At 62.1% G+C, this 23,221-nt stretch carries 24 protein-coding genes; 13 read left to right on the top strand and 11 right to left on the bottom strand.

The window, feature by feature from the left end; genetic code table 11:
- Positions 1 to 263: 263 nt before the first annotated feature.
- From ABGM93_RS07505 to ABGM93_RS07475, 7 genes are all read right to left on the bottom strand, one after another.
- Entirely contained in the window at positions 264 to 713 is a 450-nt protein-coding gene (locus ABGM93_RS07505; RefSeq protein ID WP_321504919.1) for a DUF2852 domain-containing protein, read from the bottom strand.
- Positions 714 to 1,078: 365 nt separating this feature from the next.
- Positions 1,079 to 1,705, bottom strand: a complete 627-nt coding sequence (locus tag ABGM93_RS07500; RefSeq protein ID WP_321504917.1) for a TetR/AcrR family transcriptional regulator — start codon at positions 1,703 to 1,705, stop codon at positions 1,079 to 1,081.
- 74 nt (positions 1,706 to 1,779) lie between these two features.
- On the bottom strand, positions 1,780 to 2,514 hold the full coding sequence (locus ABGM93_RS07495) for a DUF2259 domain-containing protein (protein WP_321504915.1): 735 nt from the start codon (positions 2,512 to 2,514) through the stop codon (positions 1,780 to 1,782).
- Positions 2,515 to 2,681: 167 nt separating this feature from the next.
- The gene (locus ABGM93_RS07490; protein WP_321504913.1) at positions 2,682 to 3,056 is read right to left on the bottom strand and encodes a hypothetical protein; all 375 of its coding nucleotides are present in this window, start codon (positions 3,054 to 3,056) and stop codon (positions 2,682 to 2,684) included.
- 64 nt (positions 3,057 to 3,120) lie between these two features.
- Entirely contained in the window at positions 3,121 to 3,678 is a 558-nt protein-coding gene (locus tag ABGM93_RS07485; protein WP_321504911.1) for a methylated-DNA--[protein]-cysteine S-methyltransferase, read from the bottom strand.
- An 84-nt stretch (positions 3,679 to 3,762) separates the two neighbouring features.
- Positions 3,763 to 4,446: a ribulose-phosphate 3-epimerase gene (rpe, locus tag ABGM93_RS07480; protein WP_319771852.1), complete on the bottom strand. Its 684-nt coding sequence runs from the start codon at positions 4,444 to 4,446 to the stop codon at positions 3,763 to 3,765.
- A 133-nt stretch (positions 4,447 to 4,579) separates the two neighbouring features.
- Complete coding sequence (locus ABGM93_RS07475; protein ID WP_321504907.1) at positions 4,580 to 5,563, bottom strand: sodium:proton symporter; 984 nt, start codon at positions 5,561 to 5,563, stop codon at positions 4,580 to 4,582.
- An 89-nt stretch (positions 5,564 to 5,652) separates the two neighbouring features.
- Between ABGM93_RS07475 and ABGM93_RS07470 the strand changes: the two genes are divergently transcribed.
- From ABGM93_RS07470 to ABGM93_RS07460, 3 genes are all read left to right on the top strand, one after another.
- Positions 5,653 to 6,906 carry an FAD-binding oxidoreductase gene (locus ABGM93_RS07470; protein WP_321504905.1) on the top strand — a complete coding sequence of 418 codons (1,254 nt, stop codon included), beginning with the start codon at positions 5,653 to 5,655 and terminating at the stop codon, positions 6,904 to 6,906.
- 102 nt (positions 6,907 to 7,008) lie between these two features.
- Complete coding sequence (locus ABGM93_RS07465; RefSeq protein ID WP_321504903.1) at positions 7,009 to 7,284, top strand: hypothetical protein; 276 nt, start codon at positions 7,009 to 7,011, stop codon at positions 7,282 to 7,284.
- Between the two features lie 87 nt (positions 7,285 to 7,371).
- Complete coding sequence (locus ABGM93_RS07460; protein ID WP_321504901.1) at positions 7,372 to 8,703, top strand: acetamidase/formamidase family protein; 1,332 nt, start codon at positions 7,372 to 7,374, stop codon at positions 8,701 to 8,703.
- Between the two features lie 51 nt (positions 8,704 to 8,754).
- Here the strand turns inward: ABGM93_RS07460 and arfB are convergent, their stop codons facing one another.
- The 4 genes from arfB to ABGM93_RS07440 form a co-directional block, all read right to left on the bottom strand.
- Positions 8,755 to 9,177: an alternative ribosome rescue aminoacyl-tRNA hydrolase ArfB gene (gene arfB, locus ABGM93_RS07455; RefSeq protein WP_319771847.1), complete on the bottom strand. Its 423-nt coding sequence runs from the start codon at positions 9,175 to 9,177 to the stop codon at positions 8,755 to 8,757.
- A gap of 116 nt (positions 9,178 to 9,293) precedes the next feature.
- Entirely contained in the window at positions 9,294 to 10,778 is a 1,485-nt protein-coding gene (locus ABGM93_RS07450; RefSeq protein ID WP_321504899.1) for an inorganic phosphate transporter, read from the bottom strand.
- A 206-nt stretch (positions 10,779 to 10,984) separates the two neighbouring features.
- Positions 10,985 to 11,491, bottom strand: a complete 507-nt coding sequence (locus ABGM93_RS07445; protein ID WP_321504897.1) for an NUDIX hydrolase — start codon at positions 11,489 to 11,491, stop codon at positions 10,985 to 10,987.
- A gap of 214 nt (positions 11,492 to 11,705) precedes the next feature.
- On the bottom strand, positions 11,706 to 12,983 hold the full coding sequence (locus tag ABGM93_RS07440) for an Nramp family divalent metal transporter (RefSeq protein WP_321504894.1): 1,278 nt from the start codon (positions 12,981 to 12,983) through the stop codon (positions 11,706 to 11,708).
- 460 nt (positions 12,984 to 13,443) lie between these two features.
- Between ABGM93_RS07440 and mntR the strand changes: the two genes are divergently transcribed.
- The 10 genes from mntR to ABGM93_RS07390 all read left to right on the top strand — a co-directional run bounded on the left by mntR (position 13,444) and on the right by ABGM93_RS07390 (position 23,155).
- Positions 13,444 to 13,893 carry a manganese-binding transcriptional regulator MntR gene (gene mntR / locus ABGM93_RS07435; protein WP_321504890.1) on the top strand — a complete coding sequence of 150 codons (450 nt, stop codon included), beginning with the start codon at positions 13,444 to 13,446 and terminating at the stop codon, positions 13,891 to 13,893.
- A 161-nt stretch (positions 13,894 to 14,054) separates the two neighbouring features.
- Positions 14,055 to 15,245, top strand: coding sequence for an iron-sulfur cluster carrier protein ApbC (gene apbC / locus ABGM93_RS07430; RefSeq protein WP_321504889.1), 1,191 nt, complete (start codon positions 14,055 to 14,057; stop codon positions 15,243 to 15,245).
- Between the two features lie 388 nt (positions 15,246 to 15,633).
- The gene (locus ABGM93_RS07425) at positions 15,634 to 16,224 is read left to right on the top strand and encodes a molecular chaperone TorD family protein (RefSeq protein WP_321504887.1); all 591 of its coding nucleotides are present in this window, start codon (positions 15,634 to 15,636) and stop codon (positions 16,222 to 16,224) included.
- Positions 16,225 to 16,349: 125 nt separating this feature from the next.
- Positions 16,350 to 16,580, top strand: coding sequence for a twin-arginine translocation signal domain-containing protein (locus ABGM93_RS07420; RefSeq protein WP_321504885.1), 231 nt, complete (start codon positions 16,350 to 16,352; stop codon positions 16,578 to 16,580).
- A gap of 108 nt (positions 16,581 to 16,688) precedes the next feature.
- Positions 16,689 to 19,673 (top strand): formate dehydrogenase subunit alpha, encoded by a 2,985-nt coding sequence (locus tag ABGM93_RS07415; protein ID WP_321504883.1) that lies wholly within the window; start codon positions 16,689 to 16,691, stop codon positions 19,671 to 19,673.
- Between the two features lie 14 nt (positions 19,674 to 19,687).
- Positions 19,688 to 20,287, top strand: a complete 600-nt coding sequence (gene fdh3B, locus ABGM93_RS07410; RefSeq protein ID WP_321504881.1) for a formate dehydrogenase FDH3 subunit beta — start codon at positions 19,688 to 19,690, stop codon at positions 20,285 to 20,287.
- A gap of 210 nt (positions 20,288 to 20,497) precedes the next feature.
- On the top strand, positions 20,498 to 20,695 hold the full coding sequence (locus tag ABGM93_RS07405) for a hypothetical protein (protein ID WP_321504880.1): 198 nt from the start codon (positions 20,498 to 20,500) through the stop codon (positions 20,693 to 20,695).
- Between the two features lie 49 nt (positions 20,696 to 20,744).
- A complete protein-coding gene (locus ABGM93_RS07400; protein ID WP_319775734.1) occupies positions 20,745 to 21,944 on the top strand; it encodes a formate dehydrogenase subunit gamma in 1,200 nt (399 codons plus the stop codon).
- 128 nt (positions 21,945 to 22,072) lie between these two features.
- The gene (locus ABGM93_RS07395) at positions 22,073 to 22,237 is read left to right on the top strand and encodes a hypothetical protein (RefSeq protein WP_321336072.1); all 165 of its coding nucleotides are present in this window, start codon (positions 22,073 to 22,075) and stop codon (positions 22,235 to 22,237) included.
- A 195-nt stretch (positions 22,238 to 22,432) separates the two neighbouring features.
- On the top strand, positions 22,433 to 23,155 hold the full coding sequence (locus ABGM93_RS07390) for a biotin/lipoate--protein ligase family protein (RefSeq protein WP_321504877.1): 723 nt from the start codon (positions 22,433 to 22,435) through the stop codon (positions 23,153 to 23,155).
- Positions 23,156 to 23,221: the final 66 nt, after the last annotated feature.

The following is a 23,221-nucleotide window of genomic DNA, read 5'->3' as shown; positions in this document are numbered from 1 at the left end:
GGTGATCGGGCATTTGCCCGTCGTGAAAGGAAGACTGGCGCCCGTCATGAAAGGAATACTGGCAAAGCGCTGCTTGAAAACGATACGCAGCGTAAAGCCACTTTCGCCTTCCTCGCAACTGGCGGGCAAGGGGGCAGGGGCATATCGCGCGAATGAACGCAAAAAAACGCCCGCTTTTGACAGCGGGCGTTTTCAGCATTGGGGGCATCGCGGGGGATGCGGATTATGGAGAAGGGGCGGGCTTGGAGCGCTGTCCCGAGCCGTCAGGCGGATGCCTGTTCGGCGGTTTCCTCTTGCGCATCCGCCTTGCGGCGACGGTCGGCCATGAACTGGTCGAACTCGGCCCGGTCCTTGGACTTGCGAAGCTGTTCGAGGAAGTCATGGAAGGCTTCCTGTTCCTCTTCCAGCCTGCGCAGCGTTTCCGCCTTGTACTCGTCGAAGGCCGAATTGCCGCTGGAAGGCGTCGCATCCCAGTGGTCCTCGCCGCGCATCCGGGCACGCATGCGATCCATCTTTTCCTGCATGCGGTGCATCTTGCGTTCGAAACGGTCACTGCCGCGTGCGTAACATCCCATCCGTCCACTCCAGAACATGTAGGCCAGGACCGCCAGTCCCAGCGGCCAGAAAATGATGAAGCCCAAGATCATGGCGGCGATCCAGGCGGGCCGCCCCATCTCGTCAAGCTTGTTCGCAACAGATGCTGCTGCCGTCATGATTGACCTCGTGTAAATGTGAATAACATTAACATGGCCCGTGGATGGAGCCCTGTCAAGAGCGTTACGACAAGCTATGACGTGGGGAATTGCGCGGGTTTGCGCAAGGTGCAGGCATCGAAATTTCGGCGCGGGACGCCTGCAAGGGGCATTAACATTGGCCCTGAAACGGGTAAGTCATTGAGGATTTGAGAAAAACGGTGAGAGCGGGGCGGGGGCGGCTTGTCGGTTTTGAGCGATCGGCAAACCGTCAAAGGCCAAGCCGCGTGCGCGCAGCAGGCGGGTAAACGTGGCAGCCCCGCGTTTTTCCTCATCAAGAAAGGGGGATGTGCCGCTATGTGGGACTTCGGTTTTGCGAGGTTCACTCAGTCTGCCTTGGGCGTCAGACCGTCCAGGTAGATCAGCATGCCCGCTTCCAGAAGCTCTTCCGGCGCCATGGGCAGCTTCCGCCGTCCCTCGTCGTTGCGCGCAAAGAGTGAGGCAATGCCATGCGACATCGCCCAGATATGATAGCTGACCATGGAAGCGGGTGGACGCCGCGTGGCGGGAAACTCCGCGACAAGCGCCTCGGACGCTTCGCGAAGCACACCATAGGCCCGGTCCGCCGCCTCCCGCAGTCCCGGCGACGCACCATGCGACAAGCCGGCTTCGAACATGGTGGCGAAATAGGCCGGCTCGGACCGCGCAAAGCCCAGATAGGCACGCCCCAACCGCTCGAAGGCGGCACGCACATCGGGCTTGCCTCTGTTCCAGGCCGTCTCCAGCGTTTCGGCGAAGAGTTCGAAACCCTGCTGGGCCACGTCGATCATTAGCTCGTCGCGGTCACGGAAATGCCGATAGGGCGCTGCCGGGCTGACGCCTGCCGAGCGCGCGGCCTCCGCCACGGTGAAGCCGGAGGGGCCCTTTTCGGCAATGAGATCGAGCGCCGCGCGCATGAGCGCCTCCCTCAGATTGCCGTGATGATATCCGCGCCCGCCCTGTTTCCAACTCATGTGACGGGTTTTAACATCAAGCGGCACGATTCTGCGAGTGGAAAGAAGTACGGCATCCTTGAACCGCGCGGCTTTTACTGTGTGCTTGGATTGGTGTCGAAGGTGGTTGAGAGCGCGAGAAACCGCCGGTCCAGCCCCTCGAAGCCGAACTGGTAGATGGAGAGCAGTACCACCAGAACCGGTCCTTCGCCGGATCGCGGATAGACGATGATATCCGACAACCCATAGTGCACCGGGCAGCCGCGCGAGGCGGGAATGGAGGTGTCCTCATGCAGGATGCGCAGGGGCTCGCCCGCTTCGTTTTCCAAAACGAGCGCGTAGCCATGGGGGCTGACGCCGAGTGCTGTGCAATCTTCCTTTGGCATGGCGATCTCGGTCAACCGGAGCCGGACCGTTCCAAGGCCCAGTTTGTCGCCGTCATCGGCCAGTGTGAAGGGCAGGAACCGGGCCGCATCGCGCGCATCCGCCGCCCGGTCGGAAACCAGCGTCTTGCCGTTCACCCCGATATTCAGCCGCCAAAGATAGGGATCGATACGTTTGCGGGCGGTCTGGCGAACCTGATCGACGCTCACTGCCTCGTTGCGGACCAGCTCGCGCGCCGGGGTGCCCCGCACCCAGCTATCCGTCGCTGTTTCCAGAACAAAAACATCGGAATAGGGAAAGCCGGACCCATCCTGAATGCCGTATTGCTCGAAGGCGAAATAGGCCCCGTCGGGGGAAAAGCCGATGATGGCGCGCTCAGCCGCATCGGCGGCCCGGGCCTGGCCGCCTTCGCCAGCAACAACGGTCGCGCCTATGGCAAGCGCCATTGCGCCGGCCCATGAGAGGCAAGTGGCATGCAGTCGGTCGAACATCAGGCCCTCAATCGGCTGTCGTTTAAGTGGAGGCTGGCGGTCTTTCCTGCCCGACATGACATCACGAGGGGGCGGTCATGGGCAAGCAGGTGCGTTGGATCGGCTTTTGTGGACATGGCTCGTCAGATCATCGGCGCCTGACGGCAGCTATAGGGCCAGAAGCGTCGCTTTTCCGTCGCCGGATATCTGAATTCGTCGCCTGCCTTCAGCATCGCAGACGCTGCCGGATACCCGTCTGCCGCTATGCAGGTGGCGGGATTGTCCGCCGGTCCGCTCAGCACGCAATTGGGCTGGCGGATTTCCACCCCGCATCTGTTGGATGCGATCTTGGTCGTGCCCTGCGTGCGAAAGTGCAGGCAGCCGAAGCGGATTTCCAGATCCTCGATGCGCGGGCAGTCGTGGATATCGAGAATGTTGCGCAATGGCACGTGGGAGGATGCTGCCGCGCCGTTGACGGACAGAAATATTCCTGCAGCAAAGATGAATGATCTGAGCATGTTCCAGCGCTACGACAGCCTGGCTTAAGGAAGAGCTAATCCGCATTTCTTCGATGGGCGAAATCTAGAACCCAAAACCGAGTTGCCGCGTTTCCTCCGGCACGACGCCCTCCAGTGCCAGAAGCTCCGCCTTGGTGGTCAGCCCTTGCGGTGCGGAGAACCCGCCCATGCGCCCGCCTGCGGCCAGAATGCGGTGGCAGGGAATGATCACCGGGATCGGGTTCGCCCCCATCGCGCGGCCGACAGCGCGCGCAGCGCCCGGCTGCCCGAGTATCGCGGCGAGCGAGCCATAGGTTTCCGTCTCGCCCCAGCCGATCCGGCAAAGGGCGGCGTAAAGCGTCTGCCGGGCCGGTTCCACGCCGTCGAGATCAAGCGGAATTCCAGAAAAGTCCTCCCGCTCGCCCGCGAAATAACGCTCCAGCCGCGAAAGGGCCTCGCGCACGAAAACCGGGGCGTCGTCGGGACGCGGGATGGCGCGGGTGGGCGTGTGTTCAGGCAGACAAAGCCGTGTCAGACCTTTGGCGCTCCAGCCCATACGACAGCGCCCGATGGGCGTCTCGAAGCTGCACCAGCCGGAACCGGGCGAGGGATCCGCCGAACCTGTATCGACTGCCGCCGTCATGGGGAAAACGGGCTCCGTCCATCTCGTACAAAACAAGAACATCGACGGTAGCCCGCTCAGCCGGACTTGGCAAGTCTCGTGCTTTCAGACGCGCGCGGCGTTGGCGGTCGCACGGATCGCCCGGATGTGGCGCTCGTAGACTTCCGCGCGTTCCGGCGAGCCGCCCTTGAAGACGGCGGAGCCTGCCACCAGAACGTTGGCGCCGACGGCGGAAACAAGCGGCGCGGTTTCAGCCGTCACGCCACCATCCACCTCGATATCGATGGGACGGTCGCCGATCATGGCGCGGATGCGGGCGATCTTGTCAATCACAGCGGGAATGAACTTTTGGCCGCCGAAGCCGGGATTGACGCTCATCACGAGAATGAGGTCTATCCGGTCGAGCACATATTCCAGAACGCCTTCCGGGGTTCCGGGATTGAGCGAGACGCCCGCCTTCTTGCCGAGATTGCGGATCGCCTGAAGCGAGCGATCGAGATGCGGCCCGGCTTCGGCATGCACGGTGATGATGTCGGAGCCTGCCTTGGCGAAGGCCTCAAGATAGGCATCGCACGGCGCGATCATCAGGTGGGTATCGAACACCTTGTCGGTATGCGGGCGCATGGCGGCGATGACATCCGGCCCAAACGTGATGTTGGGCACGAAATGGCCATCCATCACATCGAGATGAATCCAGTCGGCTCCAGCGCCCTCCACGGCCTTGATCTCGTCGCGAAGACGCGAGAAATCCGAAGCGAGCATGGAGGGGGCGATCAGCGTGGAGGTCATGGGTCGCAGCCTTGTCGGAACGTGGATGATTGCCCGCTAGCACGAAGGCGTGCGAGAGGCAATCGCCACCACGCGCCGTTGCGCGACCTGGTCGCAGGAATGGGGCGTCTTTCCCGGCTTTCGAACCGGAACATCACAGGGCGGGCGCGCCTGTCGCCATTCGCCGCGCGACCGGTTTCAGGATCATTGGCAACATGTAGATCGGAAATTGGCCGAGCGCGAAATAGAGCCAGGTCACATCGGGCACCACGCCGCCCAGCGCCGCAACGATCAGCCCCATGTTCCGGTTGCCGGTTGCCAGGGCGACCGTGAAGGCATCTGCCCGCCCCAGCCTGGCAAACACCAGATATGCCAGCACGATCTGAAGGCCGGCGACCGCGAAGCTGAGCGCGGTGATGGCGATGACGAGCAGCGGATCACTCCAGATCCGCGCGACCACGCCATCCATTGCCGCAATCATGAAGATGAACAGCAGCACGACATTGAAACCGTCGATCTCCACCCGCGCGGCTTCCAGCCGGCCTGGCCCCGCAAGCTTGCGGATCGCCCAGGCCGCCGCCATCGCACCGACAAGCAGGCCCGCCAGGTTGCGGGCCAGCATCAAGGGTTCCAGCGGCAGCGCATCCTGAAGCAGAAAGCCGGCAACGAAGGGGGCGGAAAGAGGAACTACCAGCACGCAGGAAATCATCACCGCAAGGCTGAGCGCGCCGTCGAGACCCATCAGAAAGGCGAAGGCTGGGGCGGACATGACCGGCGGGGCAGCTGTCACGATGAAGAGCGCGAGCATCAAGCCAGGCGACCACGCTTCCAGCCCGAAAGCATGGGCGGCGAGACCGGCGGCAAAGGGGACCGCGGCCATGATCCACGCAACCACCACCGCGATCAACAAGGGACGTTTGAAGCGCCGCGCGACTTCAGCAGGTTCAACGCGCAGGAAAGCCAGTACCACCAGCGCAAAGATCGCGTGCGGGATCCATGGGCGCAGGATTTCGGAAAAGGCGGGCAACATGAGCCCTGCAATCGCGCTTGCCGCGACGGCGCGCGTGCCTTGTCGGCCAAGAAAGCCGAGGCCTGCTCGCGGGATGCAAAGGAGTTCAGAAATCAACTTGAGGGACATGTGTCGACACACCTAACATGTTGATCTTGCTCTCGGCAGGCGTTTGCGCACACTATCGCCTCGCTTCCGTTCGTTCGATGGGATTCCCGATGGTGCAGAAGGTTGATGTGCTTGTGCTTGGCGCCGGTATCGTTGGCGTGTCAGCGGCATTGCACCTGGCGAAACGTGGCAGAAACGTCGTGCTCGTCGACCGCAAGGAGCCGGGGGAGGAGACCTCTCACGGCAATGCCGGGGTGATCGAGCGTGACGGGTTCGTACCCATCACATTCCCCGATTCGCTGCGTAAACTCATCCGATATGCGCTCAATCGGTCCCCGGAGGCGCATTATCATCCTTCCGAGTTGCGAAAGGCGATGCCCTGGCTTTTGCAATTGCGCGCTAATTCGGATTCCATCGCAATCGATCGCTTCGCCCGTGCCGTCGATCAGCTTGAACGCCACGCCGTGCGCGAGCACCACGCTTTGAGCCGCGAGGCGCAAGCAAGCCGTTACTTCCGCTCAAATGGCTGGCTGCATCTCTATCGCTCGGCGGCAAGCTTCGCCGAAACCGATCTCGAACTGCACTATGCTCGAATTTTCGGAGCGGGCTATGAGGTGCTGGAGCGCGAGGCCCTTCGTGATCTGGAGCCTCATCTGATGGGCGCCATCCACAAGGCAATTCACTGGCAGGATACGGAATCCGTCTCCAGTCCCGGCGATGTCACCAAGGCCTATGCGGGCCTGTTCCGTCGCGGTGGCGGGCGCTTCGTGATCGGCGATGCCACGAGCCTTGAGGCCAATTCGGGCGGCTGGATGGTGACGACGCGCGAGGGAAAGTTCTGGGCCGATCATGCGGTTGTCGCGCTGGGGCCGTGGTCGCCGGACGTGTTGAAGCCGCTGGGTTACGATTTCCCATTGCTGGTCAAGCGTGGCTATCACATCCACTATCGTCCGCTGGGCGGCGCGTATCTCAATCGCCCCGTGCTCGACAGGGACAATGGCTATGTCATCACGCCAATGGAGCGCGGTGTGCGGCTGACCACGGGGATCGAGTTTGCCGACCGGGATGCTCCGCCCACGCCGGTGCAGATCGCGCGGACGAAGGCCTATGCCGAAAAGCTCTTCCCGATCGACGTGGAAGTGGATAGCGAGCCGTGGATGGGCTCGCGCCCCTGTTTCGCTGACAGCCTGCCGATCATCTCCCGCTCGCCGCGCCACGAAAATCTGTGGCTCGATTTTGGCCACGGCCATATCGGCTTCACAACGGGACCGATATCAGGACGGTTGCTCGCGGAAATGATGACAGGAACGCCCACCATCATTGATCCGGCGCCCTACGGCGCAAGGCGGTTCCTGCAGGTGTGAGGACCGGACAGGGGGAGGGAAAGCAAGTCCCGAGGCCCTCTGCATCTTGTCGAATAATTATTTGATATATATTCCACTTGAGGTTGAGAAGGGAGCCACGCCTTGTCCGAGACGAAACTGCACCCTCCTGTCGAATTTCGGCGTGTCAGGTTACGCGCGAGCCTGGCTGAGCATGCCGGAGCGCCCTTTCTCGACATTCCAATCCCAGCAGTCCCAAGTGTCGCCGCCCTGCGCGCCGGCATTGCCGAAGCGCGTCCCGAACTCGGCGACGTGCTGGCTGGCTGTCTGCTCATCTCAGGTGAACGTGTGCTCGGCGAGGATGAGGTGGTCCCAGCCGATGAGCCGCTTGCGCTGGTGCCGCCGATGCGGGGGGGATGAAAGTCGGCCTCAAGCCGGCTTCGACATGAACGAACACCGCCGCCTTTCCGCGGTGACATACGGGTAGAACCCAAAATGGAGAATAAGATGGCAGCAGTCGAACGCGACGTTTCCGCAGCAGCGCCGGCCAAGCGCAGCGTGATGGTCGACACCTTCACCAATGGTGTCCTCGATCCCGAGCAGCCGATGCTGGGCCCCGTCCAGGACGGCGGCACCATCATCGCCAATACCGCGCCAGGCTGCTGGGGGCCGATGATCACCCCGCGCCTGCGCGGCGGCCACGAGGTCACCCGCCCGGTGGCGGTGGAGGGCGCCGAGCCCGGCGATGCCATCGCTCTCAGGATCCGCGATATCACCGTGACCTCGCTCGCCACCGCGTCTGGCCATGACAGCTCGCCTGAGGGCTACTTCCTGGGCGACCCATACGTCGCCGCCCGCTGCCCCACCTGCGACAAGCTCTGGCCGGAAACCCATGTTGAGGGCATCGGACAGAAGTCGGTCATCTGCGATACCTGCGGCAACCCGGTGACCCCCTTCCAGTTCGAGCATGGCTACACGGTCGCCTTTGACGATACGCGTGCCGTGGGCCTGACCCTGCCGAAAAAGGCGGCCGACGAGATCGCCCATGAGGCTCCGCACTACGCGGCGCTGCCGGACAATTCGGCCCAGCACCCGGTCCTGACCTTTGCGCCCTCCGACATGGCCGGCGTGATGATCCGCATGCGGCCCTTCCTCGGTCAGCTCGGGTCCACACCGTCCAAGGCCATGCCTGACAGCCACAACGCGGGCGATTTCGGCTCTGCCCTCATCGGCGCGCCGCATCCCTATGCGCTGACGGCGGAGGAACTCGCCCAGCATCGGACCGACGGTCACATGGACATCGACGCCGTGCGCGCCGGCTCCATCCTTGTCGTGCCGGTCAAGACAGCCGGTGGTGGCATCTATATCGGCGACATGCACGCCGCGCAGGGCGACGGCGAGATTGCTGGCCATACGATGGATGTCGCCGGCTCCGTCACCATGCAGGTGGAAGTGGTGAAGGGTCGCACGCTTGAAGGCCCGGTGCTGTTCCCGCTGGTTGAGGATCTGCCGCCGCTCGCAAGGCCTTTCTCGGAGGCGGAAAAGGTCAAGGCCCGTGGTCTGGCCAAGCGCTGGGGCGTCGATAAGGTTGAGGAAAGCGCGCCGATCTCCGTCATCGGCACCGGCCCGGACCTGAATGCGGCCACGACCTGCGGTCTCAACCGCGCGGCCCGGCTTCTCGACATGACGGTTGCAGAGGTGATGAACCGCGCCACGATCAACGGCGCCATCGAAATCGGCCGCGAGCCGGGTGTCGTCCAGGTGACCTTCCTTGCTCCGATGTCGAAGCTTGAGGCCGCTGGCCTTGCGGCCTTCGCGCGCGAACAATATGGCGCCTGATCACGGACTATAAGATGCGATGCCGCCGCCATCGGCGGCATCGCCCCCATCTCAGTCCGTGCCGATCTTGCCGGACCTTAGTTTCTTCACCGCCCCACGCTTTGTCTTGCTGTCCATACGACGCTTCTTTGAGGCGCGCGTGGGCTTGGTCTTGACCCGATAGGCCTGACGTTCCGCCGCCTTTTGCAGAAGCTCCACAAGCCGCTCCATCGCGTCGGCGCGGTTCTGCTCTTGTGTGCGGAAGCGCATGGCCTGAATGACGATCACCCCATCCTTGGTCAGCCGCGATCCGGCAAGCGTTTCCGCCTTGCTCTTCACATAGTCTGGAAGTGAGGGGGAATGGCGGATGTCGAAGCGCAGCTGCACCGCGCTTGAAACCTTGTTGACGTTCTGGCCGCCCGGTCCCGCGGATCTGATGAAGACTTCCTCGATCTCGTCATCTTCGATGGCGATTTTGTCGGTGATCGCGATCATGGTCGGGCCGGTCTGGTGAGCATAAGGGGGAGGCGGCGCGGAGAGACCCCGCGCCGAATGCGTCCCAGTTGCATAGCCTAGCCTGGCTTGAATTGCCAAGTCGCGCGAAGGCCGGCTCAGCGGATCAGCAGCGACAGGTAATAGATGGAGGCGGAAAGGGCGGCGGCTGCGGGGACGGTGATCACCCACGCGGCGATGATGGTGGTGAAATGCGCGCGGCGCACCAGCTTGCGGCGCTGCAACTCGTCCGGCGAGGCGAGCTTTTCGTCCCACAGATCCGATCCGCCGCGGCCCTTCTTGCGGACATATTCCCGCCGCCGCTTGCTGTGGGCGGTGTAATACTCACGGAAGAAGCCGACCCCGAAAACCGCCCCAACCGCGATATGGGTGGAGGAAACCGGCAGGCCCAGCGCGGAAGCCACGATCACTGTGGTTGCCGCCGACAGCGACACGCAATAGGCGCGCATGGGGTTCATCTTGGTGATCTGCTCGCCGACCATGCGGATGATGCGCGGCCCATACAGCAATAGCCCCAGCGAAATACCCATCCCGCCCAGCACCATGATCCAGATCGGGATGTGCACCTTGGAGGATACGTCGCCAAACTGGATCGTATGGACGATGGCCGCCAGCGGGCCGACGGCATTGGCGACATCATTGGCGCCATGCGCGAAGGAGAGCAGGGCGGCTGCAGCGATCAGTGGGACATGGAAGAGCTTGCGCAGCGACTGGTTGCGGTTCTCCATCCCCTGCGATTGGTAATAGACCCACGGCTTGGAAGCGATATAGGTCAACACCAGAACGGAGAAGGAGATCCCGACGATTTCATAGGTGGTGGGGTGCCAAATCTTGCGCAGGCCCTTCATGCAAAGATAGCTGGTGAAGGCGCCGGCCATGACGGCCATGAGCAACGGCACCCATTTGCGCGCCGCCGCAATCTTGTCGTCCTGATAGACGATGTTGATCTTGATGACGGCCAGAAACAGGGCCGCGATGACGCCGCCCATGAGCGGAGAGATCACCCAGCTCGCCACGATGGCGCTCATCGTGGCCCAGTTGACCGCGGAAAAGCCGACGGCTGCGACACCTGCGCCCATGACGCCGCCAACAACAGAATGCGTCGTGGAGACGGGGGCCCCGATCCATGTTGCCAGATGGACCCACACGGCGGACGAAAACAGTGCCGCCATCATCGCCCACATGAAGATGTTCCTGTCGGCTACGGCAACAGGATCAATGATACCCTTGGATATGGTCGCCACGACGTCGCCACCGGCCAGCAGCGCCCCCGCGGTTTCGCAGATGGCGGCAATGATCAACGCGCCGACAAGCGTCAGGGCGCGAGCGCCCACGGCCGGGCCCACATTGTTGGCCACATCATTCGCGCCAATGGTCAGGGCCATGTAGCCGCCCAGCATCGCGGCGATCATGATGAACAGCGTGGTATCGGAGATGCCCAGTGTCAGGCCGGCATAAAGGCCGACAACCACGATGAAAAGGATCGCGACACCCGGAGCCGTCAGACGGGAGGAAACCGACCGCCGGGCGATGTCCAGGGTCAGAAACTTGTTTAGATCCTTGTCGAGAGAGGTCTTGCGCATCGCTGTCTCGCGCTGCGAACCTTGGCCTTTCACGGTCATCCTGATCAGCCTGTCTTCGTTGCCGGTCTTGGGAAAAATGCCTGTGTCGGGGAACGAGCGCACACGCATGGCGCGTGTTCGCGCGGCCCCAATACACCGTTACAGCGCCCGGTCATAGGCGGATGACAGTTTTATGACAATGCTTCTGTGCGCTCGGCGTTAAAAAGTCACGCCGACTTAAGTGGCTTTTGTGTGATTTTCTGCGCATGAAGGCTCGCCAGAAGCGCCGACAATTGCGGCTCATCGACCAAGTCTGAGGCCTCCTCGGGAGAGACCCAGCGACGTTTGCGTTCGTTCATCTCGGGCCATTTGTCGAGCATGTCGCGGACTTTCATCACGAAGACGCCGACTCGGCACGCCACGCTGTGATGCTCGTCGATCCACTTGATATAGTCGTAGTGTCCGATCTCCAGACGCTCGATCTTGCCGCGAATGCCCGCTTCCTCGTAGGCCTCAAGCAGCGCCAGCTTGTGGGGAGAGCGTTGTTTCTTCGGCCATCCCTTGGGGATGATCCACCGACCGGTGCCTCGGCTTGTGATCAGGAGAACTTCGAGCTTTCCATCCTTCATACGCACCGGCAGCGCCGCATATTGCCGCTTCCGTTTCATCTTCGGAGCAGGGGCCAGTGTGGACGGTCGTATGGCGGCGGCAAGGACTTTGAAGAATGTGTTCATTTGAGCTCGGAGTGTCGGAAGTTTGGTCTCGCGATTCGAGATCAGGCAGTATGCAGAATGGTCCAGTTTTTGACATCAGTATAGTTGCCATAAAGTTGGCTTGAATGTGTCTTTTTCAATTTCTTGCGGTCTTTGACCCATGTTCATTGATAGGTCGATGCGTCGATACTTCTTGGTGAATATACTGATCTGACGTGTGGCCGCCGGATGCTTTTCAGTCCAGAAACGGGATCGGCAATCCAAATATCTGCGTCAGCAAGATCGCATTGAGCGAGAGGACGAGCAATGTTCCGGCGATTGCCGCGCCTTGTGTAAGCCGGCTGTTGCGGAATTCTCCCATCACGGAGCGTTTTCCGGTGACAAGAACCAGAGCGACCATCGGAATGGGCAGCACCAGTGACAGGATCACCTGACTGACCACCAGCGCCATCGTGGCATCGGCGCCCATCGCGATGATGACGAAGGCGGGCACCATGGTAATCAATCGTCTGAGCCAGACCGGAATGCGCATTCCTGTGAAGCCCTGCATGATCAATTGGCCCGCCATCGTGCCGACCACCGAGCTGGAAATGCCCGATGCGATCAGGGAAATCAGGAAGACGGCGGCTGCCGCCGCACCCAAAAGCGGTGTCAGGGTGTGATAGGCGGTTTCGATTTCGGCCACATCTGAATGGCCGAGGTGAAAAGCGGCGGCCGCCATGATCACCATCGCCATGTTCACCAGCCCGGCAATTGCCAACGCAATGATCACCTCGCGGTTTGAGAACCGCAAAAGCTTGCGTTTCTGCTCCACCGTCACGCGGCCTGCGCGGTGCTGTGTCAGGCCCGAATGCAGGAACAGCGCGTGTGGCATCACTGTCGCGCCGACGATGCCGACGGCGATTGTCAGCGCAAAGGCGTCCGGGATCTGGAAGCTTACGATCCCGCTCGCCGCCGATCCCCATTGCACGGGGGCAATGAACAGTTCGACCACGTAGCAGGCTCCGATCAGGGTCACCAGCGAACCGATGATCAGTTCCATGGTGCGAAAGCCCGAGCGTTCGAACAGCAGGATCGCATAGGTCACGATTGCGGTCACCACCATGCCCCAGATCAGCGGCATGTTGACCAGCAGCGCCAGCCCGATGGCGCCGCCGAGGAACTCCGCGAGATCCGTCGCCATCGCCGCGATTTCGCTGGCCCCCCACATGAACCAGACGACGGGTCGGGGAAACCGCGCACGGCAGATTTCCGCCAGGTTCAATCCCGTGGCAATGCCGAGTTTGGCCGACAACGACTGGAACAGCATGGCAATCAGGTTCGCCGCCAGAACCACCCACAAAAGCGCGTAGCCGTACCGTGCGCCGGCCTGGATGTTCGTGGCGAAATTGCCCGGATCCATGTAGGCGATGGAGGCGATGATGGCCGGTCCGGCAAACAAGAGCGCAGAGCCGCGCTTTTCACCCGAAAGGGCCGCGCGAATGTCTTCCGTGGTGCGCTGGGAGAGGTTCATGTTTTTGCTCATGGGCACACACTGGATCTTATGGACAACTTGCGCAGGAAATGGTCCGGTTCGCGTATGGAGGGCTCGGGCGTGAGCGGGGAAGGGCTTCTTGGCTTTCGTTTTAGGATTGGTGCAGTTCCAGTCCGCGCCCTGTTCGGGTCGCTGATTTTATCGACGGGACGGGAGTGAACCTACCGTAAATATAGCCTTTGCTATATTAGTTTGCCAATACAAAGTTTGTGTGGAAGTACTGAAGGTGGGAGAGGGTTGGTCGCGGTTGTGTTCCCGCCAGGGGGTGGTGGGGCATCGGCTGCGGCCAACTTCCCTCGTTGCGGCCGCTTCGCGAATGGGGTCTCAGCCAGGCGGAGGCATCTTGCCGGGCGAGCATCTTTTCTGGCACCAATGCGGGGGCGAGCGTGGCTAAGCGCTGGGTAGGGCGAAAACGCGCACATATCGGGAAACAGGAGCAATGGCTGCAAACTCGCACGTGAACGATGGCGGAAAGGTTCTCGTCGACGAAGCCAAGCATCGGGCGGGGTTTTGCAAGGTCCGCGCCGCGCGCCGCAGCGAGTTGGCCGAAGATTACATCGAACTGATCGATGACCTTCTGACCCATCAGGGCGAAGCGCGGCAGGTTGATATCGCCGCGCGTCTCGGGGTGACCCAGCCGACAGTTGCCAAGATGCTGCGTCGTCTTGCTGAAGAAGGCCTTTTGGAGACCCGACGCTATCGCGGCATATTCCTGACCGAAAGAGGGCGCGCCATGGCGGATGCGTCTCGCCTTCGCCACGAGATCGTGGAACGCTTCCTGCTGGCCCTTGGTGTCGATCCCGATACCGCGCGCATCGATTCCGAGGGAATGGAGCACCATGTTTCTGCCGGGACCCTTGCCGCGATGCGTCGTTTTCTTGGCGAATAGGTCCTCCCGCCGTGAGGGCCGCTCGCGGCGTTCCGTCTTCAACAGTTCCCGAATAGACCCCGCGTTCCGATTGACCCGGCGAAAGACCGAGCTAGTTTACGCCGCAGGATTTCCACGCCCCGATGCCGGGGCTGGCTTCGAATGAAATGGGGTAACCGCTTATGGCTGACGTGACCAAGGAAGCAGTGCTGCAACGGCTTTCCATGGTGAAGGGGCCGGATCTGGAAAGCGACATCGTCTCGCTCGGTCTGGTCTCCGACATTTTCATTTCCGATGGGCGGGTGATCTTCTCCATCACCGTTCCCTCCGAGCGCGCTCAGGAACTGGAGCCGCTGCGTCAGGCCGCAGAGCGGATCGTTTCCGAGATCCCGGGTGTCGGCAAGGTCATGGTGGCATTGACGGCTGAGAAGAAACCGGGCTCGCCGTCGCCGGCTCCCGCCGCAGCGCCGGTGCGCCCCGCGCCTTCCGCCGCGCAGGCCGGCAGCGTGCCGCCGCCGATGGCCGGAAGGAGTGGGCCGGCCGCACAAGGCAATTCTGAGAAGCCGGGCGTTCCCGGTGTTGGTGCGATCATTGCCGTCGCATCCGGCAAGGGCGGCGTGGGCAAATCCACCACCGCTGTCAATCTGGCGCTTGCGCTGAAGGCGAACGGCCTCAAGGTCGGCATTCTCGATGCCGATATCTACGGCCCCTCGTTGCCGCGCCTTCTTCATCTCACCGGTCGCCCAGAGCCCGTATCGGGCCGCGTTCTCAAGCCGCTTGAGGGCTACGGTTTGAAGGTCATGTCCATGGGGTTCCTCGTGGAGGAGGAAACCCCGATGATCTGGCGCGGGCCCATGGTCATGTCGGCTCTCACGCAGATGTTGCGCGAGGTCGCGTGGGGCGAGCTTGACGCGCTTGTCGTCGACATGCCTCCTGGAACCGGCGATGCTCAGCTCACCATGGCTCAGCAGGTGCCGCTGGCCGGCGCCGTCATCGTCTCCACGCCGCAGGATTTGGCGCTGATCGATGCCCGCAAGGGCCTCAACATGTTCCGAAAGGTCGATGTGCCTGTCCTCGGTATCGTGGAGAACATGAGTTACTTCCTGTGCCCTTCCTGCGGTGAGCGGTCCGACATATTCGGTCATGGCGGCGCGCGCGCCGAGGCCGAAAAACTGGGTGTCCCGTTCCTTGGTGAGGTTCCGCTTCACATGGAAATCCGGGCGCGCTCGGACGCGGGCACCCCTGTTGTCGTATCCGAGCCCGACGGTCCGCATGCCGCGCTCTATCGCGAGATTGCGACCAAGGTCTGGGAAGAGGTTGCACGAAACAGGCAGGACGGCGCGCAGGCCGCCCCTGCCATTGTGTTCGACTGACCCCTCACGTTCACGGGGCATCCCTCAAATACGCGATATCTCGAATCGGACCGGCACCCAGCCGGTCCGACTGAGCGCCAGTGCATGCGCAAGCCCTTCCGTGGAAATACTGGCGCTGGGTGTCCCGGTGACAGCCTCGCTTGCGCAGCGCTATGTGAAATGTGTTTTTCTGTGATTTCCGTTCCGGATTTTGTCTAAATACCGGAACGAATGCATGTTAAACCAGTCGTGCTATTTTCGCGTAAGTGTTTGCGTTGCAATATATTTTCCGGTTGCTGTCGAGTGGTCTCCTGCCTAGAATTGGAATTGGGAGAATTAGAACATGACAGCGAGCCCTGCGCGGATAACACCTGCGCCGAACGAGATTCCCTTGGGGGAAGAGGACGCAATGCGCGCTCGTCTCTACGGGCTCGTCGCGCGTTTGCTTTCCGCGCCGCCTGACACCGCGATGCTTGCCGACCTTGCGCGCCTGACAGGCGATGCGAGCGATCTGGGGCGTCCGCTTGGGGTGATGGCCGCTTTGGCGCGCGAATGCTCGCCGGATGCGCTGTCGCCAAACGAGCAGGCGAGCGACCGTTTGGCGCGCGAATACCATGATCTCTTCATTGGTCTGGGGCGTGGTGAGCTGCTTCCCTATGCGTCCTACTATCTCACCGGGTTCTTGAACGAAAAGCCGCTGGCCCGCCTTCGCGCCCGAATGAAGGAGCTCGGCATTGAGCGGGATCCTTCAGTGCGTGAGCCGGAAGATCACATGGCCGCCATTCTGGACATGATGGCCGGGCTGATTGTCGGCCGGTTCGGAAATCCTGCCGACCTCGCCACCCAGAAAGCCTTCTTCACGGCGCATCTGGCTGACTGGGGGCCTTACTTTTTCCGCGATCTCGAAAAAGCTCAAGCCGCGCACTTTTACGCGCCGCTTGGAACGCTGGGGCGCGTGTTCCTCGGCATCGAACAATCTGGGTTCGAGATGGTTGACTGAACATCCTGGGGAGGCTTCGGGGCTGGTCCTATAGGTGGCGCAAGTGCGCCCCGCCCGGAAAACAAGGCGCGCAAGCGCCGTCAATGACAAGACGTAAAGAACGGTTTGTGAACAAGGAGGACGTCATGTCCGTGGATGGTTCGAAAAAGCTGGACGCGAATGAAATCGACGACAACGCGGCGCGGACGGATCGTCGTGGCTTCCTCAAGCTTGCCAGCCTTGGAACCCTGGCCGGTGGCGCGGCGGTGATTACGGGCGCGGATGCGGGGGCTGCCGAGGCCGTGGAAGAGGGCCGTCCCGGTGGCTACCGGGTGACTGAACACGTCAAGCGCGCCTACGAGACGGCCCGCTTCTAGGAGCCCGCCCCGAAAAGAAAATTGCGCGGGTCAGTGCCCGCCCGGATCGGTTGATCCGGGCTTGTTGTCGCCAGATGGCCGCGCCTCATGATTGTCAGGGAGAAGACAATGCTCAGGAAGAAGGTAAACGGCACAGCCGAGCGCGCGCCACTGGCGACCGCCCTGCGCGATGTGGCTGCTGGAGCCATCGATCGCCGCAGTTTCCTCAAGCGCTCCGGTCTGACCGTCGGCGGTCTGGCCGCGGTATCCGGCCTGTCCAGCGGCATGGTTCGCAAGGCTGAGGCGGCAGAGCCTTCCTCCGGCGACACAAAGACCCTGAAGACGGTCTGCACACACTGCTCGGTCGGCTGCACGGTTCTGGCAGAGGTTCAGGACGGTGTTTGGACCGGGCAGGAGCCTGGCTTCGACAGCCCCTTCAATCTCGGCTCGCACTGCGCCAAGGGGGCCTCGGTGCGCGAGCATGCCCACGGTGAGCGACGTCTGAAATATCCGACCAAGCTCGTCAACGGCAAGTGGCAGCGTATCTCGTGGGACGAGGCGATCGCCGAAGTCGGCGACAAGCTGCTTGAGATCCGCGAAAGCTCCGGTCCCGACAGCGTCTACTGGCTGGGCTCGGCCAAACACTCCAACGAGCAAGCCTACCTGATGCGCAAGTTCGCGGCCTTCTGGGGCACGAACAATGTCGACCATCAGGCCCGTATCTGTCACTCCACCACGGTCGCAGGTGTCGCCAACACCTGGGGCTATGGCGCGATGACGAACTCCTACAACGACATCCACAATTCGAAGGCGATTTTCGTCATCGGCGGCAACCCGGCCGAGGCCCATCCGGTCTCGCTGTTGCACCTGCTGAAGTGCAAGGAAGAGAACAACGCGCCGTTGATCGTCTGCGACCCGCGCTTCACCCGTACCGCGGCGCATGCCACCGAATATGTCCGGTTCCGTCCCGGTTCCGACGTGGCGCTGGTCTGGGGCCTCCTTTGGCACATTTTTGAAAACGGTTGGGAAGACCGGGAGTTCATCCGCCAGCGCGTCTGGGGCATGGACGAGGTCAAGAACGAGATCAAGAAGTGGACCCCGGAAGAGACCGAGCGCGTCACCGGCGTTCCCGGTTCCCAGCTCAAGCGTGTTGCGCGCACACTGGTCAACAACCGTCCCGGCACCGTCATCTGGTGCATGGGCGGCACCCAGCACACCAACGGCAACAACAACACCCGCGCCTACTGTATCCTGCAGCTTGCGCTGGGCAATATGGGCAAGGCCGGTGGGGGCACCAACATCTTCCGCGGCCATGACAACGTGCAGGGCGCGACCGATCTGGGCGTTCTCGCCGACACGTTGCCCGGCTATTACGGCCTGAGCAACGGCGCTTGGAAGCACTGGGCGCGCGTCTGGGACGTCGATTTCGATTATCTCTATGGCCGCTTCGCGCTGAGTGGCGAGAAGGACGCCGACGGCAAAGACAAGTCGATGATCAACGCCACCGGCATCCCGGTCTCGCGCTGGTTCGACGGCGTTCTGGAAGCCAAGGAAAACATCGAGCAGCCGGACAACGTGAAGGGCATGGTCTTCTGGGGGCATGCGCCGAACTCGCAGACGCGTCTGCCGGACATGAAAAAGGCGATGGAGAAGCTCGACATCCTCGTGGTGATCGATCCCTATCCCACCGTTTCGGCGATCCTGTCGGATCGCACCGATGGCGTCTACCTGCTTCCCGCGACGACCCAGTTCGAGACCTATGGGTCCGTCACCGCGTCGAACCGATCCCTTCAGTGGCGCCAGAAGATCGTGGAGCCGCTGTTTGAATCCAAGCCCGACCACACGATCATGCACATGTTCGCCGAGAAGTTCGGCTTCGCGGACGAGATGTTCAAGCATATCGAGGTCAAGGACGGCGAGCCGCTGGTGGAAGACCTCACCCGCGAGTTCAACAAGGGCATGTGGACCATCGGCTATACCGGCCAGTCACCGGAGCGTCTGAAGCTCCACATGGAAAATCAATACACCTTCGACCGCACCACGCTCAGGGCGAATGGCGGTCCCTGCGACGGCGATTTCTACGGTTTGCCGTGGCCGTCATGGGGCACGGCGGAAATGGGCCATCCCGGCACCGCCAACCTCTATGACACCTCCATCCCTGTGGCGGAAGGCGGCCTTTGCTTCCGCGCCCGTTTCGGCGTGGAGCGCAACGGCGAGAACCTGCTGGCGGAAGGCTCCTGGCCCGTCGGCTCGGAGATCGAGGACGGCTACCCGGAATTCACCATGGCCATGCTGATTAAGCTCGGCTGGGACAAGGACCTGACGCCCTACGAGCGCAGGATGATCGAATGGGTGGCCGGCCTCCTCGAAGCCCGTCCGGACGATGCAGAGGTTGGTGAGACCTCGCAGACTGGCGACATTCCGTCCGATTACGACACCAAGGTCGGTGGCGTGAACTGGAAGACGGATCTGTCCGGTGGCATCCAGCGCGTCGCGATCAAGCACGGCTGCGCACCCTTCGGCAACGCCAAGGCGCGTGCGGTGGTCTGGACCTTCCCGGATCCGATCCCGCTGCACCGCGAGCCGCTCTACACCAACCGGCGCGATCTGCTCGACAAATACGCGACCTATGAGGACAAGACCTTCTGGCGCTTGCCCACGCTCTACAAGTCGATCCAGGAGAATGACTTCTCGAAGGATTTCCCGATCATCCTGACCTCGGGCCGGCTGGTCGAATATGAGGGCGGCGGCGACGAGACGCGCTCCAACCCGTGGCTCGCCGAGCTTCAGCAGGACATGTTCTGCGAGATCAACCCGATGGACGCCAACAATGTCGGCGTACGCGACGGTGAGATGATCTGGGTCCACGGTCCGGAAGGCGGCAAGGTGAAAGTCAAGGCGATGATCACCGAGCGCGTGGGCAAGGGCGTGGCCTTCATGCCCTTCCACTTCGGTGGCTGGTATCAGGGCGAGGATCTTCGTTCAAAATACCCGAGCGGCGCTGATCCTTATGTACTGGGCGAATCCACGAACACGGCCCAGACCTACGGCTACGACTCCGTCACCCAGATGCAGGAAACCAAGGCGACGCTCTGCCGGATCGAGCGGGCTTGAGGGGGATTTGACCAATGGCACGAATGAAATTCCTGTGTGACGCCGAACGCTGCATCGAGTGCAACGCCTGCGTCACGGCCTGCAAGAACGAGAACGAGGTTCCCTGGGGCGTGAACCGCCGACGGGTCGTCACCATTCAGGACGGCAAGCCCGGCGAGCGCTCGATCTCGGTGGCCTGCATGCACTGCTCGGATGCGCCCTGCATGGCGGTGTGTCCGGTGGACTGCTTCTACCAGACCGAGGAAGGGGTGGTTCTCCACTCCAAGGACCTCTGCATCGGTTGTGGTTACTGCTTCTACGCCTGTCCCTTCGGAGCGCCGCAATATCCGCAGGCTGGTAATTACGGCTCGCGCGGCAAGATGGACAAGTGCACCTTCTGCGGTGGTGGTCCGGAGAAAGACAATTCCGCGGCCGAGTTCCAGAAATACGGGAGCAACCGTCTGGCGGAAGGCAAGCTGCCGCTTTGTGCGGAAATGTGTTCCACCAAGGCGCTTCTGGCCGGTGACGGTAACGTGGTTTCCCAGATCTATCGCGAGCGTATTGTCGCCCGCGGTTTCGGCTCCGGCGCTTGGGGCTGGGGGACGGCCTACGAGAAAAAGGCGGGCTCGCTTTAAGGCGCGCACTTTCAGGCAGGCCCGCATCAGGGTTTGGAGAGACAGGCGCGGAGGCGTTGCTGCTCTCACGGACAGGCAGGATGGCTGGACGCGACAGGTGGTCCGGCCATTCTCGTGCCAGAGACCCGATCTGAGAGGTCGGGATTGAGCGGGGCGTCCTTGAAAGGATGCGCCCACTATCCCGGCAAAGGATGTGTGAAGGGAGTTGCTGTGTCGGCTGGTTTCTCGACCGTTTTGAAAGTGCTGGCGCTCGTTGTGTTCGCCGCGGGGCTCGCATCGTGCCGTGAGGAAGAGCAGGGCCGTCCGCTGCACTACGTTCATGGCGAGTATGGCGGGAAAAAGGACACTCCGCTCACCGCGCAGCAGGAACGTGCGCTTCAACTGCGCGTCCTCAAGCAGAAGAACTGATCCGAGCATGCGGGAAAACCAGGGCATGTCGGCAGCAGGGAGAGAGTTGATGGGGCGAGATTACAGCAAGGAAGGGTGGTCGCGGCATGGCGGGCGTCGGTTCGCCGATGTCCTTTGCGCGCGCCTGGCCGGCCTCGCCATGGCTTTCCTTCTGGCTGCTTTCGCTGTCACTTTCGTGCCGGGTGTGGGCGTGTCATCGGCTTTGGCGCAGCCCGTTGGTGCTCCGGAACTTCGTCAGAACCCCGTCGACGGTCATGTGCCGGGCGATGCGCTGGGGACGAAATCCGATGCCGATCTGTGGCGGGCGATCCGGAATGGTTCGGCGGAAGGCAAGGTCTCCATCCCCGACAAGAAGGCGGCAACGCTGATCCAGTCGGAGGGTGACAACTGGCGCGCTTTCCGCAACGGTCCGCTGTCGACCTACGGCGTGTGGGCCATGCTGGGCATGGTGATCGTCGTGGCGCTCTTCTTTGCGATCCGCGGGCGCATTCGTATCGAAAACGGTCGTTCCGGCAAGACCATCACCCGCTTCACCTTTATCGAGCGCACCGGCCACTGGCTGGCGGCGTCGTCCTTCATCGTCATGGCGCTGACGGGCCTGAACCTGCTCTACGGCCGCTATGTGTTGGAGCCGGTCATTGGCAAGGAGGCCTTCGCGGCGATCACCCATGTCGGCAAGCTCATGCACAATTACATGGCCTTCGCCTTCATGACGGGGCTGACCGTGCTCTTCGTGATGTGGGTGAAATACAATATTCCGCGCTACATCGATCTGATCTGGTTGATGAAGGGCGGGGGGCTGTTCACGAAGGGCCTCCATGTGGACGCGCGCAAGTTCAATGCGGGGCAGAAACTCATCTTCTGGTCGGTGATGCTGGCAGGGCTGTCAGCTTCCATATCGGGTTGGTCGATGATCTTTCCGTTCACCACGCACCTGTTTTCCGCGACGTTCGAAGTGGTGAACGCGATCTTTGGCACCTCATTGCCGACCGGTCTTGCGCCCATTCACGAACAGCAACTCGCCCAGCTCTGGCACGCGATCATTGCCATCGCGCTGATCTGCATCATCATCGCGCATGTCTATATCGGTTCCCTGGGAATGGAGGGCGCGTTCGAGGCGATGGGCACCGGCGAGGTCGATCTCAATTGGGCGAAGGAGCATCACAACCTCTGGGTGAAGGAGGTTGAGGAGGCGCAGGCCCGCGAGGCGGAAGAGGCCCGCAAGGAGACCGCCGAGGCGCGTGCCTGATTGAGTGCGCGCCCCTGCCGGTCCATCCGGAGAACTGGAAATCTGAGGCGGGAACCTGTTGCGACCTGGGCTCTTGTTGCAAAGAGCCCGTATCAATGGGTCCCTGAGTGAAGTGAGGACATGTCGTAATGAAGGCCTTCTTGAGCGGCATATCGCTTGGCGTGCTGATCGCCATCAGCGCGGCGCTGATCCTGGACACCACCCTCGATATGTCCTCCGCCACCGTCTACACCAGCGACACGGGCTCCGTCCGCCTCGATCCCGGCATGGGGCTGCGGCCGGGGGAGCACTGAGACCCGCCCACAGTTTATGGACGCGACACGCCCTGCGCATGGCCCCTAAGCCGTGCGCCCGTGATGCGAGAAACCTGCCCAGTCTCGCCACGCTCCATTGCGACAGGACCGCTTCCAGACAGTACATTGGGTGGGCCTGCGAAAGACCGCATACGATGCTTCGTGAGCGGCCACTCTGTCCGTAAGAGAAATCACATGATGTCATCATCGGCCCTGTGCTTGCCGCCACTTCTGACTGCCCATGCCGCCGTTTCTGCAACGTCGCCCGAAGAGGCTGCGCGTCTGGGCGCCGAGGCCGGGCACTATGGCGCGGGCGATCTCGTTTGGCAGGCGACCGCGGAGGGCGTCGCCATGGCCCTGGTGCTGGAACCGGAAGTTACACCGGAGCTCTGCCGCCAGATGCTCTTAGTCGGAATGGTGGCGGCCGCCGATGCGATCGGCGCGCTCATTCCCCCTGAGGTCGGCATAACCTGGGACTGGCCGTCGACGCTTCGGGCCAATGACGGGATCGTGGGACATGTCAGCCTGGAAATGAGCGAGACGTTCGACGGTGCGGGCGCGCCAGACTGGCTGGTGCTCGGTCTCAGGGTTGCCTTGCACGCGAATGTCGGCGAGGGAGTCGAGCCGGGTCTCACGCCGGACCGCACAACGCTCTATGACGAGGGTTGCGGTGAGATCGCAGCGGAAGATCTGATCTCCGCCTGGGCGCGGCACCTGCTGACATGGATCGATACGTGGCAGCAGGACGGATTTGCGCCGGTGCGAGAGGCATGGACCTTCCGTGCACGAGGACGGGAGGATGGCGAGGCCGAGATAGAACGCGATGGCACACTTTATCGCGGTCGTGTGCGCGGTCTTGATGATCGCGGCGGGCTTTTGCTGGAGGGGGATGCGGGAAGCGTCCTTCTTGAGCTCTGATCCCCCTCAATGTGCAATCTCCGGGGGAGAGGGCGCGGTGCGGATTGGGGAAAATCGCACCGTTGC

Origin of the sequence: Breoghania sp. (genome assembly GCF_963674635.1) — a bacterium.
Classification (GTDB): Bacteria; Pseudomonadota; Alphaproteobacteria; order Rhizobiales; family Stappiaceae; genus Breoghania.
The sequence above is the reverse complement of the archived record's forward strand: the minus strand, read 5'-3'. Positions and strand labels throughout refer to the sequence as shown.

Coding starts and splice junctions, on each gene's coding strand:
- ABGM93_RS07470 (WP_321504905.1), top strand. CDS start 5,653: ATGGTGCAGAAGGTTGATGTGCTTGTGCTTGGCGCCGGTATCGTTGGC.
- ABGM93_RS07485 (WP_321504911.1), bottom strand. CDS start 3,678: ATGACGGCGGCAGTCGATACAGGTTCGGCGGATCCCTCGCCCGGTTCC.
- ABGM93_RS07440 (WP_321504894.1), bottom strand. CDS start 12,983: ATGAACCTCTCCCAGCGCACCACGGAAGACATTCGCGCGGCCCTTTCG.
- ABGM93_RS07415 (WP_321504883.1), top strand. CDS start 16,689: ATGCTCAGGAAGAAGGTAAACGGCACAGCCGAGCGCGCGCCACTGGCG.
- ABGM93_RS07420 (WP_321504885.1), top strand. CDS start 16,350: ATGTCCGTGGATGGTTCGAAAAAGCTGGACGCGAATGAAATCGACGAC.
- ABGM93_RS07490 (WP_321504913.1), bottom strand. CDS start 3,056: ATGCTCAGATCATTCATCTTTGCTGCAGGAATATTTCTGTCCGTCAAC.
- apbC (WP_321504889.1), top strand. CDS start 14,055: ATGGCTGACGTGACCAAGGAAGCAGTGCTGCAACGGCTTTCCATGGTG.
- ABGM93_RS07460 (WP_321504901.1), top strand. CDS start 7,372: ATGGCAGCAGTCGAACGCGACGTTTCCGCAGCAGCGCCGGCCAAGCGC.
- ABGM93_RS07495 (WP_321504915.1), bottom strand. CDS start 2,514: ATGGCGCTTGCCATAGGCGCGACCGTTGTTGCTGGCGAAGGCGGCCAG.
- ABGM93_RS07395 (WP_321336072.1), top strand. CDS start 22,073: ATGAAGGCCTTCTTGAGCGGCATATCGCTTGGCGTGCTGATCGCCATC.
- ABGM93_RS07500 (WP_321504917.1), bottom strand. CDS start 1,705: ATGAGTTGGAAACAGGGCGGGCGCGGATATCATCACGGCAATCTGAGG.
- mntR (WP_321504890.1), top strand. CDS start 13,444: ATGGCTGCAAACTCGCACGTGAACGATGGCGGAAAGGTTCTCGTCGAC.
- ABGM93_RS07390 (WP_321504877.1), top strand. CDS start 22,433: ATGATGTCATCATCGGCCCTGTGCTTGCCGCCACTTCTGACTGCCCAT.
- ABGM93_RS07450 (WP_321504899.1), bottom strand. CDS start 10,778: ATGCGCAAGACCTCTCTCGACAAGGATCTAAACAAGTTTCTGACCCTG.
- ABGM93_RS07400 (WP_319775734.1), top strand. CDS start 20,745: ATGGGGCGAGATTACAGCAAGGAAGGGTGGTCGCGGCATGGCGGGCGT.
- ABGM93_RS07475 (WP_321504907.1), bottom strand. CDS start 5,563: ATGTCCCTCAAGTTGATTTCTGAACTCCTTTGCATCCCGCGAGCAGGC.
- ABGM93_RS07445 (WP_321504897.1), bottom strand. CDS start 11,491: ATGAACACATTCTTCAAAGTCCTTGCCGCCGCCATACGACCGTCCACA.
- ABGM93_RS07505 (WP_321504919.1), bottom strand. CDS start 713: ATGACGGCAGCAGCATCTGTTGCGAACAAGCTTGACGAGATGGGGCGG.
- rpe (WP_319771852.1), bottom strand. CDS start 4,446: ATGACCTCCACGCTGATCGCCCCCTCCATGCTCGCTTCGGATTTCTCG.
- arfB (WP_319771847.1), bottom strand. CDS start 9,177: ATGATCGCGATCACCGACAAAATCGCCATCGAAGATGACGAGATCGAG.
- ABGM93_RS07425 (WP_321504887.1), top strand. CDS start 15,634: ATGCGCGCTCGTCTCTACGGGCTCGTCGCGCGTTTGCTTTCCGCGCCG.
- fdh3B (WP_321504881.1), top strand. CDS start 19,688: ATGGCACGAATGAAATTCCTGTGTGACGCCGAACGCTGCATCGAGTGC.